This window comes from Cupriavidus sp. WS (genome assembly GCF_000395345.1).
Lineage (GTDB): Bacteria > Pseudomonadota > Gammaproteobacteria > Burkholderiales > Burkholderiaceae > Cupriavidus > Cupriavidus basilensis_B.
The window spans coordinates 32,583-55,555 of the sequence record NZ_AQPL01000102.1 but is presented as its reverse complement, the minus strand read 5'-3'; the positions used below and the strand labels follow the sequence as shown (position 1 = coordinate 55,555).

Genomic DNA, 22,973 nt, shown 5'->3' with positions numbered 1-22,973 from the left:
CCGATGGACAATCTGCTCGCGCTGCTGAGAAAGGCTTGCCACGCGGCGCTGCTGACGCTGGCGGTGGTGGTGCTCAACTTCCTGCTGATCCGGCTGGCGCCCGGCGACCCGGTGGAAACCATCGCCGGGTCGATGGGCGGCATCACCGACGAGCTGCGCGCGCAACTACGCAGCCAGTACGGGCTGGACCAGCCGCTGCCGGTGCAACTGGCGACCTACGTCAAGCACGTGCTCCACGGCGATCTCGGCTATTCGTATTTCTTCAACCTGCCGGTCAGCGGGCTGATCGCCGAGCGCGTGCCGGCCACGCTGCTGCTGGTGCTCGCGTCGGTGGCGGTGGCCTTCGTGCTGGGCACCGCGCTCGGCGTGCTGGCGTCGCGCAAGCCGCATGGCCCGCTCTCGCAGGCCATCACCGTGCTGTCGATGACGGGCCACGCCGCGCCGGTGTTCTGGAGCGGCATGATGCTGGTGATCCTGTTCGCCTCGGTCTGGCCGATCCTGCCGGTCTCCGACATGCACTCGATGACGTCCGACGGCCAGGGCCTCGCGGCGGTGCTCGACGTGGCCTGGCACATGGTGCTGCCGACCTTCACGCTGAGCCTGGTCTACCTGGCGCAGTACAGCCGCCTGTCGCGCGCCAGCATGCTCGAGGTGCTGGGCTCGGACTACATCCGCACCGCGCGCGCCAAGGGCCTGTCCGAGCACCACGTGCTGTACCGCCACGCGCTGCGCAACGCGCTGCTGCCGGTCGTGACCGTGCTCGGCCTGCAGTTCGGCAACGTGGTGGCCGGCGCCATCCTGGTCGAGACCGTCTTCAACTGGCCCGGCCTGGGCCGGCTGGCGTTCGACTCGATCCTGCGGCGCGACTATCCCACCGTGCTCGGCGTGCTGCTGTTCTCCGCCATCGTCGTGGTGCTGATGAACCAGCTCACCGATGCCCTCTACCGCCTCATCGATCCGAGGATCCGCGCATGAGCAGCCCCGTTTCCACGGCGCCGGCGGCAGCCCCGGTTGCCGCGCCCGCCGCCGTCCCCCATCCCGCGCGCGACGCCTGGCGCATGTTCCTGCGCAGCCGCGCCGCGCTGGCCGGCACGCTGCTGCTTGCGTGCATCGTCGCGGTCGCGCTGTTCGGCCCGATGGTCTACGACGCCGACCCGTTCGCCATCGTGGCCGCGCCGCAGACCGCGCCCGGCGACCCCGACGCCTGGCTCGGCACCGACCAGCTCGGGCGCGACGTGCTGGCCGGGCTGGTCTACGGCGGCCGCGCCAGCCTGGCCGTGGGCGTGGTGGCCGCGGTGCTGTCCGCGCTGATCGGTCTGACGGCCGGCGCGCTGGCCGGCTACTACGGCGGCGGCGTCGACGAGGCGCTGACGCGCGTGATGGAGTTCTTCCAGGTCCTGCCGGCGCTGCTGTTCGCGATGGTGCTGGTGACGCTGTTCTCGCCTTCGCTCACGACCATCTCGCTGGCCATCGGCATCACCAGCTGGACCGCCACCGCGCGGCTCACGCGCGCCGAGTTCATGCGCCTGCGCGACCTCGACTTCGTGCGCGCCGAGCGCGCCATCGGCGCCGGCAATGCCCGCATCATCTGGCGCGTGATCCTGCCCAACGCGCTGCCGCCGCTGGTGGTGTCGGGCACGATGGCGATCGGCTCGGCGATCCTGTTCGAGGCCGGCCTGTCCTTCCTCGGCCTGGGCGACCCCAACCGCATGAGCTGGGGCCTGATGATCGGCTCGGCGCGCCCCTACCTGCTGACCTGCTGGTGGGCCGTGGTGTTCCCGGGCCTGGCCATCTTCGCCAGTGTGCTGTCGATCAGCCTGATCGGCGACGGCCTGAACGATGCCCTCAACCCCAAGCTGAGAGAACGCTGATGTCGACCTCTTCCCCTCCCCTGCTGGACGTGGCGGGCCTGCGGCTGGAGTTCCGCACCTCGCGCGGCGCGGCCAGCGTGCTCAACGGCGTGAGCTTCCAGGTCCACGCCGGCGAGACGCTGTGCATCGTCGGCGAATCGGGCTGCGGCAAGAGCATGACCTCGCTCGCCATCATGCGCCTGTTCCCCGCGCCGCCGGGCCGCATCACCGCCGGCAGCGTGCGCCTCGACGGCGAGGACCTGCTGCAGTTGTCCGAGCCCGCCATGCGCCGCATCCGCGGCAACCGCATCGCCATGATCTTCCAGGAGCCGATGACCTCGCTCAACCCGGTCATGACGGTCGGGCGCCAGCTCGGCGAATCGCTGCGGCTGCACCTGGCGATGTCCAGGGCCGAGGCCCGCGCGCGCAGCATCGAGCTGCTGCGCGCGGTGGGCATCCCCGCGCCCGAGGCGCGCATCGACGAATACCCGCACCAGATGTCCGGCGGCATGAAGCAGCGCGTGATGATCGCCGTGGCGCTGGCGTGCCGGCCCGCCGTGCTGATCGCCGACGAGCCGACCACCGCGCTGGACGTCACCGTGCAGGCGCAGATCTTCGACCTGCTGCGCGAGCTGCAGGCGCGCGAGGGCACCGCCCTGGTGCTGATCACGCACGACATGGGCGCGGTGTCCGAGATGGCCGACCGCGTGATCGTCATGTACGGCGGCCGCGTGGTCGAGGAAGGCCGCACGCGCGACGTGCTCGAGCGCCCCGCGCATCCCTATACGCGGGGCCTGATCGCCTGCCTGCCCGAGCTCGAGGGCGAGGCGCGGCGCACGCGCCCGCCGCTGCCGGAGATTCCCGGCATGGTGCCGTCGATCTGGGAGCTGGGCACCGGCTGCGCGTTCCGCGCGCGCTGCCCGCACGCGGCCGAGCCGTGCGCGCGCGCGGCGCCGGACCTGCTGCCGGTGGCCGATCATCATCGCGCCGCGTGCTGGGCGCTGGAAGCCGGCACCGTGCCGGCGCCGGTCCAGGGAGTCGCCGCATGAAACTGCTCGAAGTGGATGACCTCAAGGTGCATTTCAGACGGCGCGGCGGCTGGTTCGGCGCGCCGCAGGTGGTGCGCGCCGTCGACGGCGTCTCGTTCTCGATCGAGCGCGGGCGCACGCTGGCGCTGGTCGGCGAATCCGGCTCCGGCAAGTCGACCACGGCGCTTGCCGTGATGCGGCTGGCGCCGGCCACCGGCGGCACCGTGCGGCTGGGCGGACGCGACCTCACGCTGATGTCGGGCGACACGCTGCGCCAGGCGCGCAGGCGCGTGCAGATGGTGTTCCAGGACCCGTACTCGTCGCTCAATCCGCGCCAGCGCGCCGGCGACATCGTGCGCGCGCCGCTGGACCTGATGCAGCTCGGCGCGCCCGCCGCGCGCGCGGCGCGCGTGGCCGAGCTGTTCGACGCCGTGGGCCTGCGGCCCGAGCAGATGCAGTTGTTCCCGCACCAGTTTTCCGGCGGCCAGCGCCAGCGCATCAACATCGCGCGCGCGCTGGCCAGCGAGCCCGACCTGATCGTCTGCGACGAGCCGGTGTCCGCGCTGGACATCGCCATCCGCGCGCAGATGCTGAACCTGCTGCGGCGCCTGCAGCGCGACACCGGTGTCGCGTTCCTGTTCATCTCGCACGACATGTCGGTGGTGGAGTACATCTGCGACGACATCGCCGTGATGTACCTCGGCCAGATCGTCGAGCGCGCGCCGCGCGAAGCGTTCTTCGACCGCCCGCTGCATCCGTACAGCGTGGCGCTCAACTCGGCGGTACCCACCGTGCGCGGCGGCCGCGCGCGCGCGGCCAGGCGCATCCGCCTGGAGGGCGATCCGCCCAGCCCGCTCCATCCGCCGCCGGGCTGCCGCTTCGCCGGCCGCTGCCCCGTCGCGCAACCGGTCTGCCACAGCGAATGCCCGCCGCTGCGGCCCGTGGCGGACGGGCATTTCGTGCGCTGCCATCTCGTCACCGTGACGGACGGCACGCCGGTGCCGCCGCTGGCCATGCCCGCATGACCGCATGACCGCACGATCCGCCGGCGCCGCCGGCCTCCTTTCGTTCCCCCCGCGATTCCACCACCGCCAACCATGACCACCACCGTTTTCGCCGCCAGGAAGATCCTCACCATGAACCCGGCCCAGCCCGAGGCCACCCACGTCGCGGTGCGCGACGGCCGCATCCTCGCGGTCGGCAGCGCCGCCGACGCGCAGGCCTGGGGCCCGTGCGCGCGCGACGACCGCTTCGCCGGCAAGGTGCTGATGCCGGGCCTGGTGGAAGGCCACTCGCACGCGATGGAAGGCGGCCTCTGGCAGTTTCCCTACGTCGGCTTCTACCCGCGCCGCGGCCCGGACGGCACGCTGTGGCAGGGCCTGACCGGCTTCGATGCCGTGGTCGCGCGGCTCGCCGCCGCCGCGCGGGAGCTGGACGCCCGGGGCGTGCCGGACGACGCGCCGCTGCTGGCGTGGGGCTTCGACCCGATCTTCTTCGGCGAGGCGCGCATGAGCGTGCGCCATCTCGACCGCGTCTCGGCCACGCGCCCGATCGTCATCATGCATGCGAGCATGCACCTGATGAACGTCAACAGCGCGACGCTGGCGCGCGCCGGCATCGACCGCGACACCGACATCGAGGGCATCGCGCGGTTTCCCGGCGGCGAGCCCACCGGCGAGCTGCAGGAGTTCGCCGCGATGTTCCCGGTGACGCGCCTGATCGGCAACCTGTTCCGCCGCGTCGGCATGTCCGAGACCGGGCTGCGCATGTTCGCCCAGGTCGCCGTGCAGGCCGGCGTGACCACCGCCACCGATTTGGTCAACGACCTTTCCGACGACAGCGTGGGCAGCATGGCGCGCGTGTGCGCGCAGGAGGATTTCCCGCTGCGCCTGGTCCCCGCGTTCCGGCCGCCCGACGCGATGCGCGGCGACGAAGGCCCGGCACGCCTGCGCGCGGCCATGCGCGCCAACCACGAGCGGCTGCACGCCGGCATGGTCAAGCTGGTGGTGGACGGCTCGATCCAGGGCTTCACCGCGCGCGTGCGCTGGCCCGGCTATTTCAACGGCGCGCCCAACGGCATCTGGGTGCTGCCGCCGGACGCGGTCCACGAGGCCGTACAGACCTTCCACGCGGCGGGCTTCCAGCTCCATATCCACACCAACGGCGACGAGGCCACCGAGCTGGCGCTGGACGCCGTGGAGCAGGCGCTGACGCGCCATCCGCGCGCCGACCACCGCCACACGCTCCAGCATTGCCAGATGGCCGACGAGGCGCAGTTCGCGCGCATGGCGCGGCTGGGCATGTGCGTCAACCTGTTCGCCAACCACATCTACTACTGGGGCGACGCGCACCTGGCGCTCACGATGGGCCCGGACCGCGCGCGCCGCATGGACGCCTGCGGCACCGCGCTGCGGCTCGGCGTGCCGTTCGCGATCCACTCGGACGCGCCGATCACGCCGCTGGCGCCGCTGTTCACCGCGTGGTGCGCGGTCAACCGCACCACCGCCGCCGGCGTGGTGCTGGGCGAAGCGGAGCGCATCACGGTGGCGCAGGCGCTGTCGGCCGTCACGCTCGGCGCCGCCTTCACGCTGCGGCTGGACCACGAGATCGGCTCCATCGCGGTGCGCAAGCGCGCGGACTTCTGCGTGCTGGACGACGATCCGCTCGCCGTGGCGCCGGCCGCGCTGAAGGACATCGGCGTGTGGGGCACGGTGGTCGGCGGCCGCGTGTTCGAGGCGCCGCGGCAATGAGCGCGGCGCCGCTCCCGCTCGCGCGGGCACGCATTCCGCTGACCGTCATCGGCGGCTTTCTCGGCGCCGGCAAGACCACGCTGCTCAACCGCATCCTGGGCCAGGCCGAGGGCCTGCGCATCGCGGTCCTGGTCAACGACTTCGGCGCCGTCAACATCGACGCCGCGCTGGTGCGACGGCGCGGCGCCGACACCATCAGCCTGGCCAACGGCTGCGTGTGCTGCCAGATCGGCGACGACCTGACCGACGCGCTGATCCGCGTGATGACACAGCCGCAGCCGCCCGAATGGATCGTGATCGAGGCCAGCGGCGTGTCGGACCCGTGGCGCATCGCGCAGGTCGGACTGGCCGACCCGATGCTCTCGCTCGACGGCGTGGTGGTGCTGGCCGACGCCGGCGCCGTCCGCGCGCAGGCGGCCGACGCGCGCCTCGGCGAGACCATCGCGCGCCAGCTCCGGGCCGCGGACCTGATCGTGCTCAGCAAGGCCGAAACCCTGCCGGAGCACGAACGCGAGGACCTGCGGCAATGGCTGCGGCAGTTGGCCGGCCACGTGCCGATTCTCGACGCATGCCACGGCGACCTGCCGCTGGCCGCGCTGACCGGCGTGGCCTGGCGCGGCGGCCATGCCGGCGGCCTGCTGCACCGCCACCACGCGGGCTGCGGCTGCGGCGAGCCCGTCAGCCACGGCGAGCTGTTCGACACCTGGCTGCTCGACAGCGCCGGCGCGGTATTGCGCGCGGCCGACCTGCACGCGCGGCTCAACGCCATGCCGCCCGGCGTATTGCGCGTCAAGGGCGTGGTGCGCACGGACCGCTACGGCGTCACGGAGCTGCAGTTCGCGGGGCGCCGCGGCACGCTGCGCAGACTGCCGGCGGACACCGCGGCCGATGTGGCCGATGTAGCCGATGTAGCCGATGTGGCCGATGTGGCCAATCCGGCCAATGCGGCCAATGCGGCCGATACGCCGGCGCACGGCATGGTGGTCGCCATCGGCCTGCGCGGCGACCTGCCGAAGGCCGCGCTCGCGCGCCTGTTCGCGCAGTGCGGCGCCGGCACGGCTGGCCTGAGCAAAGACCCCGCGCTGGCTCTAACCGGCGGCGCGGCCGAGGTTTAGCGTAGCGGCATGTTCACTCACCGAGCCGCAACCATGTCCCATCCCGCCGTTACCGTCGCCACGCTGCAAGCGTTCAGCGATGCATGGAACCGCCACGACATCGACGCACTGATGTCCTTCATGACCGACGACTGCATCTTCGACACCGTCGCCGGCGACGCCGCCTGCGGCACGCGCCACGTCGGCCGGGCAGCGGTGCGCGAGGCGTTCGCGTCGGCGTGGCGCGCCTTCCCCGACGCGCAATGGCGCAACGGCCGCCACCTGGTGAGCGGCGAGCGCGGCGTGTCCGAATGGACCTTCACCGGCACCGACGGCGAAGGCCGGCGCATGGAGGCCGACGGCGTGGACCTGTTCACGTTCCGCGACGGCAAGATCCACGTCAAGTGCGCCTACCGCAAGCAGCGCGCGCTGCTGCCGGCCCTGCCGCAACCCCTTTGAGCAAGCACGCACCATGTCCGCGAACCCGATCTACCTCCCCGAATCCGCGCCCGCCACCGTGCACGGCCCCTACGATCCGCAATACGACCCGCTGGTGTCGCGCGGCCCTGGCCGCGGCCGCGCCTACGCCCCGACCTACTGGGTGGACAGCGCGGGCGAGGCGCCGCCCGACGACGGTCCCGTCGCCGCCGACACCGATGCCGACGTGGTCGTGATCGGCTCCGGCTTCACCGGCCTGGCGACGGCGCTGTTCCTGGCCCAGGAGCACGGCATCAAGGCCACCGTGCTGGAGGCCAACCAAGTGGCGTGGGGCTGCACCAGCCGCAATGGCGGGCAGGGCCAGAACGCCAGCGGGCGGCTCTACCGCTCGCAGTGGATCGAGCGCTGGGGCGTCGACACGGCCAAGGCGCTCGACGCGGAGATCCGCGGCGGCTTCGAGACCTTCAGGGAACTGGTGGCGCAGATCGACTGCGATGCGCAGGACGGCGGCCACCTGTACACGGCGCACCGCCCGCGCAAGATGGCCTTCCTCGCCAACGAGGCGCGCGTGATGCGCGAGGTGTTCGGCTACGACACCAAGATGCTGACCCAGGCCGAGCTGCGCGAGCGCTTCTGCGACGACCGCGATGCCTGCGGCGCCATGCTCGAGCCCGACGGCATCGGCGTGCATCCGCTCAAGCTGGCCTACGGCTACCTGCGCCGCGCCCGCGCGCTCGGCGCGAAGGTCCATCCGTCCAGCCCCGTGACCGGCTGGGAAACCCGCAACGGCGTCCATCACCTGCGCACGCCGGGCGGCACGGTGCGCGCGCGCGCCGTGGCGATCGCCACCGGCGCCTACACCGCGCCGGGACTCTCGCCGCTGCTGCGCGGGCGCTATTTCCCGGTGCTGTCGAACTCCATCGTCACGCGGCCGCTGACCGACGCGGAGATCGACGCGACCAACTTCCGCTCGACCACGTTCCTGACCGACACGCGCACGCTGCGCTTCTACTACCGGCTGCTGCCCGACCGCCGCGTGCAGATCGGCAGCCGCAGCGCGATCGCGGGCGCCGACGCGGAACATCCGCGGCACTACCAGTTGCTGGTCGACGGCCTGGCGCGCAAGTTCCCGGCGCTGCGCGGCATCCGCATCGACTACTCGTGGTGGGGCTGGGTCGACGTCAGCCACGACATGATGCCGCGCATCGTGCAGCCGGACCCGCTGCAATCGGTCTTCTACGCGCTCGGCTACGGCGGCAACGGCGTCGCATTCTCCGCGCATGCGGGGCGGCGCATGGCCGAGCGCGTGGCCGGCAAGGGCGGTGCGGAATGCAGGCTGCCGATCTACGACTCGCCGCTGCCGGGCCACTGGGCCACGCCGTTCCGCCGCCTTGGCCAGGCCATGCTGTATCGCTGGTATCACCTGCGCGACGAGCGCGCCTGAGTCGTGCCCCCGGCACAATGGCAAAGGGCCGCGTTGCGCGGCCCTTTGTCTTTGCCTGCGCGCGCGGCCGCGCGACCGTCAGGCCAGCGCCAGCCGCCCGCCGCGCGCCGGCAGGCGGAAGGAGGCCACCGACGTCTTGAGCGTGGCCGCCTGATCTTCCAGCGCCTGCGCGGCGGAGGCCGCTTCCTCGACCAGCGCGGCGTTCTGCTGCGTGACCTGGTCCATCTGGTTCACCGCCTGGCCGACCTGGTCGATGCCCGCGCTCTGCTCATGCGAGGCGGCGGCGATCTCGCCCATCGTGTCCGTGACCCGGCGCACCGCCTGCACCACCTCGCCCATCGTCGCGCCGGCATGCTCGGCATGGCGCGCGCCCGCTTCGACGCGCTGCACCGTGTCGGCGATCAGCTGCACGATCTCCTTGGCGGCGGTCGCGGTGCGCTGGGCCAGGCTGCGGACCTCGCCGGCGACGACCGCGAAGCCGCGGCCCTGCTCGCCCGCGCGCGCGGCCTCGACCGCCGCGTTCAGCGCCAGGATGTTGGTCTGGAAGGCGATGCCTTCGATGGTGCTGGTGATCTCGCCGATCTTCTTCGAGGCGACGTCGATCTCGCCCATCGTGTCGACCACGCGCTTGACGGCCTCGCCGCCGCGCGCGGCGGTGTCCGACGCCTGCACGGCGAGCGAATTGGCCTGCACCGCGTTGTCCGCGTTCTGCTTGACGATGGAGGTCAGCTCTTCCATGCTGGCGGCGGTCTGCTCCAGCGCGCTGGCCTGCTCCTCGGTGCGCTGCGACAGGTCGACGTTGCCGGCCGCGATCTGGTGCGTGGCGGTGGCGATCGCCTCGCTGCCGCTGCGCACGGCGTGGATGGTGTTGATCAGGCCCTGCTGCATCTCCTGCAGCCCGCGCGTGAGCGCGCCCATTTCGTTCTCGCTCGTCACCTCGATGGCATCGGTCAGGTTGCCGCGCGAGATTTCGGCGAAGTTGCCGAGCATGCGGTTGAGCGGCACCGAGATGGCGCGATGCAGCCCGATGGCGCAGCCCAGCGCGGCAAGGATGCCCACGCCGATGGCCACCGAGACCAGCCAGAGGAATTCCTGCGAGCGCACCGACGCCGCCTCGTGCAGCGCCGCCGCCTGCTGGCTCTGGCTGTGCTCGAGCTCTTCCATCGCCGCCAGCAGCGCGGCGCTGCGCGGCGGCAGCGTATCCATGACGATCTTGTCGGCGGCCGCGGTGTCGTGGGCGCGCAATGCCGCCACCAGGGGCTCGATGCCCTCCTTGAAGTACGCCGTGCGCATGCCGTCGATCTTGACCGCCAGTTGCTGCTCCTCGGGCGTCTTGGGCAGCGCCTGGTAGGCCTTCCAGGCATCGTCGGAGCGGGTCTTGTAGCCCAGCGACTTGTCTACCGTGGCGGCCACGTCGGGGGCGTCGGGATGGAACATGACGCGGTCCAGCCCGACCCGGATCACGGTCAGGTGCTGCTGCGCCTTGGCGACGAAGCCCATCGAGGCAAGCTGGTTCGAGTAGATCTCCTGGAGGTCGGCGCTGGCGGTGCGCATGCCAAGCACGCCGATGACGCCGATGACGGTAAGCAGGATGGCCAGCACGGACAAGGCCAGGTTCAGGCGGAAGCGGATGGAGAGTTTGTTCAGCATGGGAGGAAGGTTGACCAGCAGTGACACGACGATGACACTGGTTACGGCAGGATGCCGGGGGACTTTAGCTTCCGCCGCGTTATCGCCATTGCAGTGCACCGCCACGTGCCTCCGCCTGCCCGCCGCGCCACCGGAAACGAAAAAACGGACACGGCGCGCGATGCCGCCGCGCGCCGTGTCCGCGTTTTGGCGCCGGCGCGGCGCCGGCCTCACGCCACCAGTGCCGCGGCGCGCTCCGGCAGGCGCGCATCCACGTCCATGCCGGCGACAGGCTCGCCGGCGCCGGTGAGCACGCCGAACAGGTCCTTCGGATCGTCCTGCGCCGGCACCAGCGCCAGCGGCACGCCGAGGCCGAGCGCCTCGGCGCTGTCGCGCAGGTAGCGCAGCGCGGAGAAATCCTCCAGCGCGAAGCCCACCGAGTCGAACACCGTGATCTGCGCTTCGCCGGCGCGGCCCGGCACGCGGCCGGCCAGCACGTTCCACAGCTCGGTCACGGGGAAGTCCGCCGGCATCTGCTGGGTGTCGCCCTCGATGCGGCTTTGCGGCTCGTATTCGACGAACACGCTGGCGCGCAGCAGCACCTCGGGATGCAGCTCGGTCTTGCCCGGGCAGTCGCCGCCCACGGCGTTGAGGTGCATGCCCGGCGCCAGCATGTCGGGCGTGATGATGGTGGCGTAGGCCTTGTCGGCGGTGACGGTGGTGACGATGTCGGCACCGCGCACCGCGTCAGCGGTGCTGGCGCAGACCTGCACGTCCAGCCCGCGCACCGGCCGCAGGTTGCGCACCAGCTTGCTGGTGGCGGCGGGGTCGGTGTCGTAGACGCGCAGCTCGCGGATGCCCAGCAGGTGGTGGAAGGCCAGCGCCTGGAATTCGCTCTGCGCGCCGTTGCCGATCAGCGCCATGACGGCGGCATCCTTGCGCGCCAGGCGCCGCGCGGCGACCACCGAGGTGGCGGCCGTGCGCAGCGCGGTGGTCAGCGTCAGCTCGCTCAGCAGCAGCGGCTCGCCGGTGGCGACCGCGGCCAGCGTGCCGAACGCCATCACCGTGGGCAGGCCGTCGGCGGTGTTGGCCGGATGGCCGTTGACGTACTTGAAGCTGTACAGATCCGCGTCGGCGATCGGCATCAGCTCGATCACGCCGCGCGGCGAATGGCTGGCCACGCGGGCGCTCTTGTCGAAGTCGTTCCAGCGCAGGAAATCTTCCTCGATGTAGCGGGCCATCTGCTCGAGCACCTGCGGCAGGCCGCGGATTGCCACGATGCGGGAAACGTCGGTGGGGGAAAGAAAACGCGTCATGTCTGTGCTCCGTTGGATGAATGGGACAGCAGACATTGTTGCCGCGCCGCCTGTCAGCCAGAAGCCCATTTTCCGCGAGAAAAACGCGGCTTTCTGCCGCTTTGCCAGCCCGCGCTGACACTCCACGCAATCTCCGTCCGGCCGGTCCGCGCAGCCGGTCCGCTCAGCAGGTCTTGTAGGTCTGCAGGTGGATGCTGGTCTCGGTGTCGCGGATGCCGCCGATCAGCCGCACGCGCTCGAGCACGCCGGCCAGGTCGGTCAGCGTGGAGGCGCGCAGCTCGGCCAGCAGGTCCCAGCGGCCGTTGGTGTCGTGCAGCGACGCCACGCCGGGCTCGCCCAGCAGGATGGCGATGACCTCGCGCGTGCGGTTGCCCTCCACCGCGATCGACATCCACGCGGCGATGTCGTGCGGGTCCACGTCCGGGCGCAGCTGCACGGTGTAGCCGGCGATGATCCCGTCTTTCTCCAGCCGCGCGATGCGGTTGCTGACCGTGCCGCGCGACACGCCCAGGCGGTGCGCCAGCACGGCCACGCTGGCGCGCGCGTCGGCGCGCAGCATGGCCAGCAGGCGCTGGTCGGTCTCGTCGATGGCCATGCCTCAGTTCCCTCGCGCCGCGTCCAGCAGCGGGCTGCGCCGGCGCGCCAGGCCGCTGGCCAGGTCGTAGGCGTGGCCCAGCTCCAGCACGGCACGGTCGGCCTGCGCGGGGCCGATGATCTGCAGGCCCATCGGCAGCCCGTCGGCGCTGAAGCCGGCCGGCACGTTGAGCGCCGGCAGCCCGGCCATCGTGGCGGGCACCACCACTTCCATCCAGCGGTGGTAGGTGTCCATCTCGCGCCCGCCCACGCTGCGCGGCCAGTCGAGCCCGGCGGCGAACGGGAACGTCTGCGCGGTGGGCAGCACCAGGTAGTCGAAGCGCGCGAACAGCCGCAGCACCGCCTGGTACCACGACGAGCGCTCCACCGAGGCGCGCTGCACGTCGCGCGCCGACAGCTTCAGGCCCTGCTCGATCTCCCATATCGCCTCGGGCTTGAGCAGCGCGCGCTCGGCCGGGTTCTCGTAGTGGCCGGCGTAGTTGCTGGCCACCGAGGCGCTGCGCAGCGTGTTCCACGCGCGCCACAGCGTCTCGGGCGGAAAGTCGGGCGCGGCGGCCTCGACCGTGCAGCCGAGCTCGCGGAAATGCCCGAGCGCCGCCTCGCACAGCGGCAGCACGCCGGGCTCCATCGCCAGGTAGCCGCCCAGGTCGCCCAGCCAGCCGACGCGCGCGCCCTTGAAGCCGCGCTCCAGCGGGCTGGCGAAGACGCCGGCCGGCTCGCGGCTGGAGAGCGGCACGCGCGCGTCCCAGCCGGCCTGCACCGAGAGCAGCATGGCGATGTCGGCCACGCTGCGCGCCATCGGCCCCCAGGTGCTGAACTGGGCGAAGAACACGTCGTCGGCGGGCCAGTTGGGCACGCGCCCGAACGAGGGGCGGAAGCCGAAGATGTTGTTGTAGCCCGCCGGGTTGCGCAGCGAGCCCATCATGTCGCTGCCGTCGGCCACCGGCAGCATGCGCAGCGCCACCGCCACCGCCGCGCCGCCGCTGCTGCCGCCGGCGCTGCGCGCCGGATCGAAGGCGTTGCGCGTCACGCCGAACACCTGGTTGTAGGTGTGCGAGCCGAGGCCGAATTCCGGCGAGTTGCTGCGCCCCACGAAGATGGCGCCGGCGCGCCGCATGCGCTCCACCGACAGCCCGTCCACGGTGGTGACGCGCTCGCGGTGGATGGGCGAGCCGCGCGTCGTCACCATGCCGGCGACCGGCGTGAGGTCCTTGGGCGCCTGCGGAAAGCCGTGCATCCAGCCGTGGCCCTCGCCGCGCGCGAGCGCGGCATCGGCCTCGCGCGCCTGCTGCAGCACCAGCTCCGGCGGCTGCAGCGACACCAGGGCGTTGGCCCCTGGGTTGAAGCGCTCGATCTGCGCCAGGAAGGCCTGCATGACTTCCAGGCAGGATACCTCGCGCCGGTGGATGGCCCGCGACAGGGCGATGCCCTCGAGTTCGACGATGGCGGATGCGGCGGTGGATGACAGACTCATGATGGTGTCCCGTGGCTAAGGTGCGGGGGAAAGTGCGGCGCGGCCGGCGGCCGCTGGTTTATTCGAGGCGGATGTTGGCGGCCTTGATGATGCGCGCATTATCGGCCGATTCCGCGGCGATGCCCTGCGCGAACGCGGCCGGCGTGCCGCCGGTCGGCACGTTGCCCATTTCAAGCAGCAGCTTGCGCACGTCCGGCTGCGCGAGGATCTTGTTGATCTCGGCGTTGAGCCGCTCGATCACCGGCGCCGGCGTGCGGGCCGGCGCGAAGGCGCCCAGCGTGGACGACCGGTTGGCCTGCGGGAAGCCGAGTTCGGCGAGCGTCGGCACGTCGGGCAGCGACGCCATGCGCGCCGCGGCGCCGATGGCCAGCGGCCGCAGCTTGCCGCTGCGGATCTGCTGCAGCAGCGTCTGGCTGGCATTGATCGACACCATTTCGAGCTGGCCGCCCATCGCGTCGTTGAACTGCTGGCCCGAGCCGCGATAGGGAATGTGCGTGATGTCCACGTGGGCCGCGAGCTTGATCTGCTCGAGCATGATCTGGCCCAGCGAGCCCTGGCCCGAGGTGGACCAGCGGATCGCGCCGGGGCGCGAGCGGGCATCGGCCAGCACCGCGCGGAAGTCGCGCGCCGGCATGATCGGCGTGGCCATCATCACCACCGGCGAATACGCGATGCTGACCACCGGCGCGATGTCGCGGGCGGGGTCGAACGGCATCCTGTTCAGGTGCGGCGTCAGGGTCAGCGTGCTGACCGTGGAGATGCCGAAGGTGTAGCCGTCCGGCGCGGCCTTGGCCACCGCGTCCATGCCGATCAGTCCCGCCGCGCCGGCGCGGTTGTCGACCACGATGGAGGTGCCGAGCTGCGCGCCGAGGCGGTCGCTCACCAGGCGCGCGACGGCATCCGTCACGCCGCCCGCCGGATAGGCGACGATCAGGCGGATCGGCTTGAAGGACGGCCAGGCCGGTTGCGCCGCCGCGGTGAGCGGCAGGCATGCGCAAAGGCACAGCGAGGCAAGGCCGGCGAGGGCCACGAGCGTGGCGCGGCGGGAATCAGAAGGCATGATGGATCGGACGGTAAGTGATGGTGAGGAAGAAGGACGGAGGGATCAGGCGCTCAGCAGGTAGCCGGAGCGGGCCGGCGCGTTGCCGGCCACGCGGGCCAGTGGATCGCCGTGCCGCGCGAAGCGGATGTCGCGGCCCATGAAGAACACGCCCGCCGTGCTCGCGGCGACCGGCGTGCGGCTGCCGCTGACCGGGTCGACGATGTCGAACAGGACCTGGCCCGCCTGCACCGCCGCGCCCGGCTCGGCGCGGAACACCACGATGCCGCTGACCGGCGCGGCGATGTATTCGCTGCCGGCCAGCGGCGTGGCCGGATGCGGCAGCGGCGGCAGCGGCGGCGCCGTGCCCGCGATCGCGCCGGCATGCGTCAGGTAGTTCAGGATGGCGGCGGCGTCCTGCTCCGCCAGTTGCCACGACACGTCGCGCTGGCCGCGGTGCTCCACCGTGGTGGCCAGGCTGCCGTGCGGGATCGGGAAGCGCGCGCCGAAGCGCTGCTGCAGCTGGTACCAGGTATAGCTGAAGGCTTCGTCGAAGGACTGGCCGCCGGCGTCCAGCGCCAGCAGGCTCGCTTTCGCGCCGAGGTAGCGGGCGAGCGGCTCCACTTCCGCCCAGATCGCCTCGCCGGTGTAGATGTGCATCGGCGACTCGCGCGAGCAGTGCAGGTCCAGCACCACGTCGGCATCGTGCGCCAGCAGCATCAGGGTCTGCTGCAGCGAGGCCATCGGATTGGCCGGCACGCTGGCGCGCAGGGCGTCGGCCATCGCGCGGCGGATCACCTGCACGTTGTGCGCGCCGTCGCTGCCCAGGCTGCCCTCCACCGCCGCCGCGATCGGCTCGTACAGCATCGGGAAGCCGCGGTTGAAGTTCTGCCCGCTGCCCAGGTCGAAGCGGCCGACCGGGCTGCCGAGCACGGTCTGCGCCAGGCCGGCGGGATTGGCCACCGGCACCAGCGTCACGGCCGCGCGCAGCGCGCCCGCCGCCTCCAGCTCCCGCAGCCGGTCCATCAGCACCACGGCCACGAGCATGCCGGGGATCTCGTCGGCGTGCAGCGCGGCCTGGATGTAGATCTTCTTCGGCGCGTCGGCAGGGCCGAAGCGGTGGCTGGTCAGATGGCAGGACATGCCGGGCGTGGCCGGCAGCAGCGGATGGGTGGTGGTTTGCATGGCGACAGTGAAACGGACGACGAAGGGCGGACAGCGCGCGCTGTCCGCCGGGGATGGGGGCGGTGAACCGGAGCAGGCAGGGCCGCGCGGCGTTGGCCGGAATCAATCCGGCTGGACTGCGCGGACCGGACTATGCGGACTCGACTACTCAGGCCCGGTTATTCGGGCCCGGTTATTCGGGCTCGGTTATTCGGGCTCGATGCCGGCGCGCTTGACCAGCGCCTGCACGCGCGGAATCTCCTTCCTGAGGCGGGCATCGAAGTCGGCCACGCTGCCGGTGAGCGCCTCGGTGCCGATGTCGGCCAGCTTCTTCCTGACCTCCGGCTCGCTCATCACCTTGTTGATGGCGGCATTGAACTTCGCGACGATGTAGGCCGGCGTGTGCGGCGGCGCCACGATGCCGTTCCACGAGGTCGACTCGAAGCCCGGATAACCCTGCTCCGCCACGGTGGGCACGTCGGGCAGCGCCGGCAGGCGCTTCGCGCTCGTCACCGCCAGCGCGCGCAGCTTGCCCTGCCGGATCAGCGACAGCGTGGGGCCGACCGCGTCGAAGTACGTCATCAGCTCGCCGCCGAGCAGCGCCGGCACGGCCTGGTTGGCGCCTTTGTAGGGCACGTGCAGCATGTCGATGTGGGCCGCGCCCTTGAGCATCTCGCCCGACAGGTGCGCCAGCGAGCCGATGCCGTAGGAGCCGAAGGTGACTTCGCCCGGATGCGCCTTGGCGTAGCTGACCATCTGCGGCAGCGTCCTGAACGGCGCGCTCATGCTCGCCACCAGCACGTTGGGCGTGGCCGACAGCAGGCCGATGCGGGTGAAGGCATCCGGATCGTAGGCCAGCTTCTTCTGCGTGAAGCGGTTGGTGATCAGCGGCGCGAAACCGCTCATCATCACCGAGTAGCCGTCGGGCGCCGACTGCAGCACGTTGATGCTGGCAATGGCGGCGGAGGCGCCCGGCTTGTTGTCGATGATGATCGACTGGCCGAGCTCCCGCTGGAACGCCGGCGCCAGCATGCGCGCGATGCCGTCGGCCGCGCCGCCCGGCGGGAACGGCACCACCAGGCGGATCGGCTGGGTGGGCCACGCCTTTTCCTTTTCCCCCTGCGCCATCACGGCCGTGGAGGAGAACAACAGACAAGCGCATAGCGCGGAAAGCAACGATTTCATGAGCGAACGTGCGAGTTGAGAAAAAGGGTGGCGTGGCTGCTTTCCGGTGGGCAGTCGGGCGCGCTCAGAGCCCGATGGCGCAGCCGTCCTTGCGGTGGTCCGACGCGCCGGTGAGCACGCCCTGCTCCCAGTCGATGCGGATCACCTGCGCCCCGCCGATCGGGCGGGTGCGCGGCGCGATCTCGAAGCCGCGGCGGCGCAGTTCGGCGACCACTTCGGCCGGCACGGTGCGCTCGATCTCGACCGCGTTGCTGCCCGGCGTGGGAAAGACCCGCGGCAGCGACACCGCGTCCTGCAGGTCCATGCCGTAGTCCAGCACCTTGGAGACCAGATGCGCGTGGCCCATCGCCTGATAGTGTCCGCCCATCACGCCGAAGCTGAGCGCGGCGCGGCCGTCCTTGGTCGCCATGCCGGGGATGATGGTGTGCATGGGCCGCTTGCGCGGCGCGATGGCGTTGGGATGGCCGTCCAGCAGCGAGAAGCTCTGGGCGCGGTTGTGCAGCAGGATGCCGGTGGTCGGCGTCATGATGCCGCTGCCGAAGCCGTAGAAAATCGAATTGATGAAGCTGGCGCAGTTGCGGTCCTTGTCGACCACGCTGATGTAGACCGTGTCCAGGTGCTCGGGCATGCCGATCACCGGCGGCACGTCGCTGGCGCGCGCCAGGTCGATCTTCGCGCGCAGCGCGTCGGCGAACGCCGGCGACAGCAGCCGCTCCACGTCGACCGCGGTGAAGTCGGGGTCGCACAGCACCTCGTCGCGCGCCGCGTAGGCCAGGCGCGTGGCCTCGATCTCGCGGTGCAGGCGGTCGGCCGAGAGCGGGTCGCCGTCGGCGGGGAAGCCGGCCAGGATGTTCAGGATCAGCAGCGCGATCACGCCCTGCCCGTTGGGCGGGCATTCGTGGATGTCGTAGCCGCGGAACTGCGTCTTGATCGGCGTGACGTAGCTGCCGCGGTATTCGGCGAAGTCCGCCTCGGTATGGAAGCCGCCCAGCGATTGCAGGTACCGCACCATCTCCTCGGCGACCGGGCCGGCGTAGAAACCGTCGCGGCCCTTCTGCCCGATCAGCCGCAGCGTGGCGGCCAGTTCCGGCTGGCGGTGCACGCTGCCCGGCAGCGGCGCGCTGCCGCCCGGCAGCATCACGCGCGCGGCGTGCTCGTTGCGCTTGAGCAGCGGCTCGGCCAGGGTCCAGTCGCGCGACACGCGCGGGGTGATCGCGTAGCCCTCTTCCGCGTGGCGGATGGCCGGGCGCAGCACCTCGGCCAGCGGCAGGCTGCCGTGGTCGCGGATCAGGCGGTCCCAGGCGTCGATCGCGCCCGGCACGGTGATGCCGTGCGGGGTGGGACGCAGCAGCGAGGTCACGCCGCGCTCGCGCAGCGCCGCGGGGCTGATGCCCGAGGGCGCCCAGCCGCTGCCGTTGTAGGCCACCACGTCCGCGCCGCCGTTCCTGGCGTAGAGCGCGAAGCAGTCGCCGCCGATGCCGGTGGAGCCCGGCTCGACCACGCATTGCACCGCGCAGGCGGCCACCGCCGCGTCCATGGCGTTGCCGCCGGCGTCCAGCACCTGCGCCGCCGCCAGCGTGGCGGCCGGATGCGAGGTCGCCACCATGCCGTTGCGGGCCATGACGGACGAGCGCCCAGGGCTTTCGAAGTCGCGCATTCTCATTTGGATTTTTGGGTAGAACGTCTTGGGAAAGGAGTTTTTCGAGGGGGCCGGTCACGCACGCAGCACTGAATCAAATATCCAATGTGCAGGCACCGCCGGCCTTCTTGGCCAGATACCTAGGTAGATATTGTGGATCTACGCGGTTCTGTCTTGCTGTTTTCACAAATTGGATCCAATATACAATGGCGTTGTGCAAAAAACAAGCCGCAGCCGCGCCACAAAATCAGAGACAATGCCGAGCACGTCATGACTAGCCACTTTTCCCGTATGTCCGCGCCTTCTTCCTCCCCTTCCTCATCCACGGCCGACGGCCCTGGTGGCGCCCGCCTGGTGCGCGCCACCGCGGTGGAAATGGTGGCGGCCGACCTGCGCCAGCGCATCCTCTCGGGCAAGCTCGCGCCGGGCTCGGCGCTGCGCCAGGAAGCGCTCGCGGAAGAACTGGGCGTGAGCCGCATCCCGCTGCGCGAGGCGATCCGCCTGCTCAGCTCGGAAGGCCTGGTGAATCTGCAGCCGCACCGCGGCGCCTACGTGGCGCAGTTGTCGGTGGACGAAGTGCAGGAGTTCTTCGAACTGCGCGTGCAGCTCGAGCCGTGGCTGCTGCGCCTGGCCGTGCCGCAGCTGCAGCCCGCGGACCTGGCGCGCGCCGAGGCGCTGGTGAATGAAATGGACAGCGCCCCCGCCCCCGCCGACGCCTGGAGCCGCCTCAACTGGCAGTTGCACGAAACGCTGTACCGGCCGGCCAACCGGCCGTTCGCGCTGAACATCGTGCGCACGCTGCACGAGAAGTCCGAGCGCTACCTCAACTTCCGCGTGGTCAGCGTGCCGCAGCGCCTGCAGGCGCGCCAGGAACACATGGAGCTGATCCGCCTGAGCCGCGCCGGCCAGACCGAGGCGGCGGCCACGGCAATGAAGCGGCACATCGGCAGCAGCGTCATGGAAGTCATCACGGTGGCGCGCGACCAGATCGACGACGCGGGCGGCGGCCGCTGACGCGCCGCGCGCCGCCCCACCCCACCTCACCCCGCCGGTCCCGGTGGCGGGGTACGACAACCGCGGCGGCTTTAGCCAAACGGACTTCCCGCGCGCGGCCGAAGGCCTGCCGCTCGCCGCGTTCGACGCCGGCTCGCTGTTCGGCGGCGCGGAGCACGGCCACACCGACTATCCCGCCGCCGAGGAAACCGCCGCGCAGGCGTGAGGGCCGGGCGCGCGCGGTTGCGGGCGACATCGGAATCGGAAGGGCCATAGCCATGCCCCGGAGAAACTACACCGTGTGCGCCGCCCCCAGAATGACGGTGTTCTGCGACGACAGCACGCCGCCGTTTCCGTGCGCGAGCGCGATCTCCGCGCCGGCCGCCTGGCGCGCGCCACATTCGCCGCGCAGTTGCCGCACCGCCTCGATCAGCAGGAACATGCCGTACATGCCCGGATGGCAGTAGGACAGCCCGCCGCCGTTGGTATTGACCGGGAACGTGCCGCCCGGGGCAATGCGGCCGCCGCTGACGAACGCGCCGCCTTCGCCCTTGGCGCAGAAGCCGAGGTCTTCCATGAACAGGATCGTGTTGATCGTGAAGGCGTCGTACACCAGCGCCACGTCGACGTCCGCCGGGCGCAGGCCCGCCATCGCGTAGGCGATCTCGCCCGCGCGCCGCGCGCCGCTGTGCGTCAGGTCCGGCATGCTGGAGATGCTGTGATGCGTGGTGACGGTGCCGGCGCCCAGCACATACACGGGCGGGCGGCGCATGCCGCGCGCGCGCTCGGCCGACGTCACCACGATGGCGCCGCCGCCATCGGTGACGAGGCAGCAATCGCGAATGGTCAGCGGATAGCTCACCATGCGCGCGCCCAGCACCTCTTCCACCGTGAGCGGCTTCTTTTCCCAGGCCACCGGGTTCAGCAGCGCCCATTGCCGCGCGGCGACCGCCACCTCCGCCAGTTGCTCGCGCGTGGTGCCGAACTCGTGCATGTGGCGCGCGGCCGCCAGCGCATAGGCCGTCGGCGGCATGAACGGCTTGAACGGCGACTCGTACGGATTGGGCTCGGCCGCGCTGGTGTTCTTGCGGCCGAGCGAGCGCTGCGTGCTGCCGTAGGCGATGACGGCAACCTTGCAGGCGCCGGCGGCGATCGCCAGTTGCGCGTGCGCCAGGTGCAGCATGAACGACGAGCCGCCGGTCGACGTGGAGTCCACGTAGGCTTCGGGCAACCCCAGGTACTCCGCCAGCGCCAGGCCGGACAGCCGGCTCTGCGACGTCGCGCAGAAAAGCCCGTCGACGTCGGACAGGGCCAGCCCGCAGTCGTCCAGCGCGCGCCGCACGGCCTGCGCCATCAGGTCGATCGGGGTATATCCCGAGCCGACTTCGCCCAGGTCGGATTCGGCGGCGCCCACGATGGCCGCGCTGCCGCGCTTGATGAGGGAGGATGTCATGCCACGGTCACCGGATGGAAAACAGGATAGGGATCGTCGCCATTCGCGTGGACCTGGAACGATACGCGCATGCCGATCGCCACCGCGCCGGCGGGCATCTGCTCGACGCGGCTCATCAGCCGGAAGCCTTCGTCGCAGTCGATCAGCGCCACGTTGTACGGCGCGCCGTCGCGCGGGTAGACCACGGTCGTGCTGTAGACCGTGCCCAGGCCCTTGCTCACGCGCCATTGCAGGTCGGTGCTGCCGGTGTACGGGCACAGCACGCGGGGATAGAACACCGCGCGGTCCGCGGCCGGGCTGAACTGGTAGGCAAGCCGGCCCTCGCGCAGGTGGCCGAGGTAGACCTCGTATGGGGATTGGGCGGCAGGGGCCATCATGCCCCCCTGGCGTAGATGACCGACACTGTTTCCGCGACCAGCGCGGGGCGCTCCACGCCCTCGATCTCCATCCGGTTGCCGAACGTCAGCCGCGCGCCGCCGTCGATGGCCTCGTACTTCTCGAGCGTGCGGTGCAGCCGGATGCGCGCGCCGCACTGCACCGGCGCGGTGAAGCGGACCTTGTTCGAACCGTAGTTGATGCCGCGCGAGCGCTGGCGGATGCGCAGGATGTTGCCGCCCATGTACGTGACCAGCGACAGCGTCAGCATGCCATGCGCGATGGTCTTGCCGCCGGGCAGTTCCCGGCGCGCCCGCTCCACGTCCACGTGGATCCAGTTCTCGTCTCCCGACACGCGGGCAAACGCATCGATGCGCTCCTGGTCCACCGTCAGCCAGTCGCTGACGCCCAGCGGCTTGCCCACATACTGCGCCATGTCCTCGGGTGTTTCTACTTCCAGCATTGCAGTCTCCTTGAAAGATCGGTCGGTGAGCGGGTCTCGCCGTTACGCCGTTACGCCGCGCGCAGCGGGACGCCGGCCAGCCCGGCCAGCCGGTCGGCGATCAGCGCCTCGGCCTGCCGGATGATGCGGCCCACCAGCTCCGCGCAGGTGGGGATGTCCTCGATCAGCGCCTGCACCAGGCCCACGGTCCAGATGCCCTCCTCCACGTCGCCGTTCTCGTAGACGCCGCGGCCGCGCACGCCGGCCACCTTGGGGGCGATCTCCTGGATGGTGGCGCCGGCGCGCTCCATCGCGATGACGCTCTCGGACAGCGCGGTGCGCGCCACCCGGCTGCTGTTCTTCAGGCTGCGCAGGATCAGGCAGGTGTCGCGCTCGCTGTTGGCCACGATGGCCTGCTTGATGCGGTCGTGGATCGGCGCCTCGCGGGTGCACATGAAGCGCGTGCCCATGTTGATGCCCTCGGCGCCCAGCGCCAGCGCCGCCACCAGCCCGCGCGCATCGCCGAATCCGCCGGAGGCGATGACCGGGATGTCGAGCTGCGCCACCGCGGCCGGGATCAGGATCAGGCCCGGGATGTCTTCCTCGCCGACGTGCCCGGCGCACTCGAAGCCGTCGATGCTGACGGCATCCACCCCCATCTGCTGCGCCTTGAGCGCATGCCGCGCGGTGGTGCACTTGTGGATCACCTTGATGCCCGCCCGCTTGAACGCGGGCAGGTGCTGCGAGGGATTGTTGCCGGCGGTCTCGACGATCGTCACGCCGGCATCGATGATGGCGTCGCGATAGGCGTCGTAGGGCACCGGCTTGAGCGTCGGCAGGAAGGTCAGGTTCACGCCGAAGGGCTTGTCCGTCATGGTCCGCGTGCGCGCGATCTCGGCCGACAGCGCCTCGGGCGAGGGCTGCGTCAGCGCCGTCAGGATGCCCAGCGCGCCGGCGTTGGAGACCGCCGCCACCAGCTCCGCCCGGCCGACCCACTGCATGCCGCCCTGCACGATCGGGTGCTCGATGCCGAGCAGTTTCGTAATCGCTGTTTTCATGATGACTC

General features: G+C 71.1%; 22 protein-coding genes. 10 read left to right on the top strand and 12 right to left on the bottom strand.

The window, feature by feature from the left end:
- Positions 1 to 3 precede the first annotated feature (3 nt).
- The 8 genes from K206_RS0110190 (at position 4) to K206_RS0110155 (ending at position 8,604) form a co-directional block, all read left to right on the top strand.
- A complete protein-coding gene (locus tag K206_RS0110190; RefSeq protein ID WP_020202308.1) occupies positions 4 to 975 on the top strand; it encodes an ABC transporter permease in 972 nt (323 codons plus the stop codon).
- Positions 972 to 1,871 carry an ABC transporter permease gene (locus tag K206_RS0110185; protein WP_020202307.1) on the top strand — a complete coding sequence of 300 codons (900 nt, stop codon included), beginning with the start codon at positions 972 to 974 and terminating at the stop codon, positions 1,869 to 1,871. Before K206_RS0110190 ends, K206_RS0110185 begins: the two co-directional genes overlap by 4 nt.
- The gene (locus tag K206_RS0110180; protein ID WP_020202306.1) at positions 1,871 to 2,899 is read left to right on the top strand and encodes an ABC transporter ATP-binding protein; all 1,029 of its coding nucleotides are present in this window, start codon (positions 1,871 to 1,873) and stop codon (positions 2,897 to 2,899) included. The genes K206_RS0110185 and K206_RS0110180 overlap by 1 nt, the downstream gene beginning before the upstream one ends.
- Complete coding sequence (locus tag K206_RS0110175) at positions 2,896 to 3,903, top strand: ABC transporter ATP-binding protein (protein ID WP_020202305.1); 1,008 nt, start codon at positions 2,896 to 2,898, stop codon at positions 3,901 to 3,903. Before K206_RS0110180 ends, K206_RS0110175 begins: the two co-directional genes overlap by 4 nt.
- Before the next feature lie 72 nt (positions 3,904 to 3,975).
- Positions 3,976 to 5,628 carry an amidohydrolase gene (locus K206_RS0110170; RefSeq protein ID WP_020202304.1) on the top strand — a complete coding sequence of 551 codons (1,653 nt, stop codon included), beginning with the start codon at positions 3,976 to 3,978 and terminating at the stop codon, positions 5,626 to 5,628.
- Positions 5,625 to 6,743, top strand: a complete 1,119-nt coding sequence (locus K206_RS37920) for a GTP-binding protein (protein ID WP_020202303.1) — start codon at positions 5,625 to 5,627, stop codon at positions 6,741 to 6,743. Before K206_RS0110170 ends, K206_RS37920 begins: the two co-directional genes overlap by 4 nt.
- 33 nt (positions 6,744 to 6,776) lie before the next feature.
- Positions 6,777 to 7,181 carry a nuclear transport factor 2 family protein gene (locus K206_RS0110160; RefSeq protein ID WP_020202302.1) on the top strand — a complete coding sequence of 135 codons (405 nt, stop codon included), beginning with the start codon at positions 6,777 to 6,779 and terminating at the stop codon, positions 7,179 to 7,181.
- A gap of 13 nt (positions 7,182 to 7,194) precedes the next feature.
- A complete protein-coding gene (locus K206_RS0110155) occupies positions 7,195 to 8,604 on the top strand; it encodes an FAD-binding oxidoreductase (protein ID WP_020202301.1) in 1,410 nt (469 codons plus the stop codon).
- A 78-nt stretch (positions 8,605 to 8,682) separates the two neighbouring features.
- Here the strand turns inward: K206_RS0110155 and K206_RS0110150 are convergent, their stop codons facing one another.
- The 8 genes from K206_RS0110150 to ggt all read right to left on the bottom strand — a co-directional run bounded on the left by K206_RS0110150 (position 8,683) and on the right by ggt (position 18,662).
- Positions 8,683 to 10,254: a methyl-accepting chemotaxis protein gene (locus K206_RS0110150; protein WP_020202300.1), complete on the bottom strand. Its 1,572-nt coding sequence runs from the start codon at positions 10,252 to 10,254 to the stop codon at positions 8,683 to 8,685.
- A 209-nt stretch (positions 10,255 to 10,463) separates the two neighbouring features.
- Positions 10,464 to 11,549, bottom strand: coding sequence for an ornithine cyclodeaminase (locus tag K206_RS37915; protein ID WP_020202299.1), 1,086 nt, complete (start codon positions 11,547 to 11,549; stop codon positions 10,464 to 10,466).
- Between the two features lie 163 nt (positions 11,550 to 11,712).
- Positions 11,713 to 12,144 carry a winged helix-turn-helix transcriptional regulator gene (locus tag K206_RS0110140; protein ID WP_020202298.1) on the bottom strand — a complete coding sequence of 144 codons (432 nt, stop codon included), beginning with the start codon at positions 12,142 to 12,144 and terminating at the stop codon, positions 11,713 to 11,715.
- A 3-nt stretch (positions 12,145 to 12,147) separates the two neighbouring features.
- The gene (locus K206_RS0110135; RefSeq protein WP_020423737.1) at positions 12,148 to 13,617 is read right to left on the bottom strand and encodes an amidase; all 1,470 of its coding nucleotides are present in this window, start codon (positions 13,615 to 13,617) and stop codon (positions 12,148 to 12,150) included.
- Between the two features lie 58 nt (positions 13,618 to 13,675).
- A complete protein-coding gene (locus K206_RS0110130) occupies positions 13,676 to 14,677 on the bottom strand; it encodes a tripartite tricarboxylate transporter substrate binding protein (protein ID WP_029043445.1) in 1,002 nt (333 codons plus the stop codon).
- 45 nt (positions 14,678 to 14,722) lie between these two features.
- On the bottom strand, positions 14,723 to 15,841 hold the full coding sequence (locus K206_RS0110125; protein ID WP_020202294.1) for a succinylglutamate desuccinylase/aspartoacylase family protein: 1,119 nt from the start codon (positions 15,839 to 15,841) through the stop codon (positions 14,723 to 14,725).
- A 186-nt stretch (positions 15,842 to 16,027) separates the two neighbouring features.
- Positions 16,028 to 16,969 carry a tripartite tricarboxylate transporter substrate binding protein gene (locus K206_RS0110120; RefSeq protein WP_020202293.1) on the bottom strand — a complete coding sequence of 314 codons (942 nt, stop codon included), beginning with the start codon at positions 16,967 to 16,969 and terminating at the stop codon, positions 16,028 to 16,030.
- A 100-nt stretch (positions 16,970 to 17,069) separates the two neighbouring features.
- On the bottom strand, positions 17,070 to 18,662 hold the full coding sequence (gene ggt, locus K206_RS0110115) for a gamma-glutamyltransferase (protein WP_020202292.1): 1,593 nt from the start codon (positions 18,660 to 18,662) through the stop codon (positions 17,070 to 17,072).
- A 336-nt stretch (positions 18,663 to 18,998) separates the two neighbouring features.
- Here ggt and K206_RS0110110 point away from each other — a divergent pair, with 336 nt between their 5' ends.
- Together K206_RS0110110 and K206_RS42780 are read left to right on the top strand one after the other, a co-directional pair.
- Entirely contained in the window at positions 18,999 to 19,658 is a 660-nt protein-coding gene (locus K206_RS0110110) for a GntR family transcriptional regulator (RefSeq protein ID WP_020202291.1), read from the top strand.
- A gap of 43 nt (positions 19,659 to 19,701) precedes the next feature.
- Complete coding sequence (locus K206_RS42780) at positions 19,702 to 19,863, top strand: hypothetical protein (RefSeq protein WP_020202290.1); 162 nt, start codon at positions 19,702 to 19,704, stop codon at positions 19,861 to 19,863.
- 66 nt (positions 19,864 to 19,929) lie between these two features.
- Here the strand turns inward: K206_RS42780 and K206_RS0110100 are convergent, their stop codons facing one another.
- The 4 genes from K206_RS0110100 to K206_RS0110085 are packed head-to-tail and all read right to left on the bottom strand — an operon-like array spanning position 19,930 to position 22,965.
- Positions 19,930 to 21,090 (bottom strand): thiolase, encoded by a 1,161-nt coding sequence (locus tag K206_RS0110100; RefSeq protein WP_020202289.1) that lies wholly within the window; start codon positions 21,088 to 21,090, stop codon positions 19,930 to 19,932.
- On the bottom strand, positions 21,087 to 21,467 hold the full coding sequence (locus K206_RS0110095) for a Zn-ribbon domain-containing OB-fold protein (protein WP_020202288.1): 381 nt from the start codon (positions 21,465 to 21,467) through the stop codon (positions 21,087 to 21,089). The genes K206_RS0110100 and K206_RS0110095 overlap by 4 nt, the downstream gene beginning before the upstream one ends.
- Positions 21,464 to 21,928 (bottom strand): MaoC family dehydratase, encoded by a 465-nt coding sequence (locus K206_RS0110090; protein ID WP_029043443.1) that lies wholly within the window; start codon positions 21,926 to 21,928, stop codon positions 21,464 to 21,466. The genes K206_RS0110095 and K206_RS0110090 overlap by 4 nt, the downstream gene beginning before the upstream one ends.
- A 50-nt stretch (positions 21,929 to 21,978) precedes the next feature.
- Entirely contained in the window at positions 21,979 to 22,965 is a 987-nt protein-coding gene (locus K206_RS0110085; RefSeq protein ID WP_020202286.1) for a nitronate monooxygenase family protein, read from the bottom strand.
- Positions 22,966 to 22,973: the final 8 nt, after the last annotated feature.

Coding starts and splice junctions, on each gene's coding strand:
- K206_RS0110170 (WP_020202304.1), top strand. CDS start 3,976: ATGACCACCACCGTTTTCGCCGCCAGGAAGATCCTCACCATGAACCCG.
- K206_RS37920 (WP_020202303.1), top strand. CDS start 5,625: ATGAGCGCGGCGCCGCTCCCGCTCGCGCGGGCACGCATTCCGCTGACC.
- K206_RS0110130 (WP_029043445.1), bottom strand. CDS start 14,677: ATGCCTTCTGATTCCCGCCGCGCCACGCTCGTGGCCCTCGCCGGCCTT.
- K206_RS0110150 (WP_020202300.1), bottom strand. CDS start 10,254: ATGCTGAACAAACTCTCCATCCGCTTCCGCCTGAACCTGGCCTTGTCC.
- ggt (WP_020202292.1), bottom strand. CDS start 18,662: ATGCGCGACTTCGAAAGCCCTGGGCGCTCGTCCGTCATGGCCCGCAAC.
- K206_RS0110180 (WP_020202306.1), top strand. CDS start 1,871: ATGTCGACCTCTTCCCCTCCCCTGCTGGACGTGGCGGGCCTGCGGCTG.
- K206_RS0110140 (WP_020202298.1), bottom strand. CDS start 12,144: ATGGCCATCGACGAGACCGACCAGCGCCTGCTGGCCATGCTGCGCGCC.
- K206_RS0110090 (WP_029043443.1), bottom strand. CDS start 21,928: ATGCTGGAAGTAGAAACACCCGAGGACATGGCGCAGTATGTGGGCAAG.
- K206_RS0110095 (WP_020202288.1), bottom strand. CDS start 21,467: ATGATGGCCCCTGCCGCCCAATCCCCATACGAGGTCTACCTCGGCCAC.
- K206_RS0110155 (WP_020202301.1), top strand. CDS start 7,195: ATGTCCGCGAACCCGATCTACCTCCCCGAATCCGCGCCCGCCACCGTG.
- K206_RS0110185 (WP_020202307.1), top strand. CDS start 972: ATGAGCAGCCCCGTTTCCACGGCGCCGGCGGCAGCCCCGGTTGCCGCG.
- K206_RS0110175 (WP_020202305.1), top strand. CDS start 2,896: ATGAAACTGCTCGAAGTGGATGACCTCAAGGTGCATTTCAGACGGCGC.
- K206_RS0110085 (WP_020202286.1), bottom strand. CDS start 22,965: ATGAAAACAGCGATTACGAAACTGCTCGGCATCGAGCACCCGATCGTG.
- K206_RS0110125 (WP_020202294.1), bottom strand. CDS start 15,841: ATGCAAACCACCACCCATCCGCTGCTGCCGGCCACGCCCGGCATGTCC.
- K206_RS37915 (WP_020202299.1), bottom strand. CDS start 11,549: ATGACGCGTTTTCTTTCCCCCACCGACGTTTCCCGCATCGTGGCAATC.
- K206_RS0110160 (WP_020202302.1), top strand. CDS start 6,777: ATGTCCCATCCCGCCGTTACCGTCGCCACGCTGCAAGCGTTCAGCGAT.
- K206_RS0110100 (WP_020202289.1), bottom strand. CDS start 21,090: ATGACATCCTCCCTCATCAAGCGCGGCAGCGCGGCCATCGTGGGCGCC.
- K206_RS0110135 (WP_020423737.1), bottom strand. CDS start 13,617: ATGAGTCTGTCATCCACCGCCGCATCCGCCATCGTCGAACTCGAGGGC.
- K206_RS0110190 (WP_020202308.1), top strand. CDS start 4: ATGGACAATCTGCTCGCGCTGCTGAGAAAGGCTTGCCACGCGGCGCTG.